The organism is Paraburkholderia sp. SIMBA_027 (genome assembly GCF_046535315.1).
Taxonomy (GTDB): Bacteria; Pseudomonadota; Gammaproteobacteria; order Burkholderiales; family Burkholderiaceae; genus Paraburkholderia; species Paraburkholderia tropica.
Window position 1 is genome coordinate 1 of record NZ_JAWRWY010000191.1, and the last position, 366, is coordinate 366.

1 protein-coding gene is annotated in these 366 nt (G+C 38.3%); it reads left to right on the plus strand.

Annotation, left to right across the window (positions count from 1 at the left end; all coding sequences use genetic code 11):
- Positions 1-366: hypothetical protein (locus tag SB764_RS38740; RefSeq protein ID WP_410866569.1), on the plus strand; the 366-nt coding region annotated here is incomplete at both ends.

The window sequence follows — 366 nt, forward strand, 5'->3', positions numbered from 1 at the left end:
TGAAGCGAAGTTTTTCGAAAGACGTACTAAAGGCAGTAAGCCTAGAAAGTTGCGTGATGCCACAGGACTTAATTATGCAGACCATGAAGTATACTTCCCATTAAACGATGCCTATGATGGGAAAGATTGGGTAGAGTATTACATGGGTAAACCTTACAAATGGGATAATGCTATGGTAAACTCCAACATGTTCAACCAGTATTATAATTCACCTGAAGCACCTGAGAAGCCAAAAGAAAATGACTATCGTGCGTTTGAAATTTTCACGATGGGTATGGAACAGCTAGTACATGGTTCGCGTACAGATGGTAAATCTATTCATGAAGAAGATGAAGAAATGGTAGCATTTATTTTAGGATTATTAGC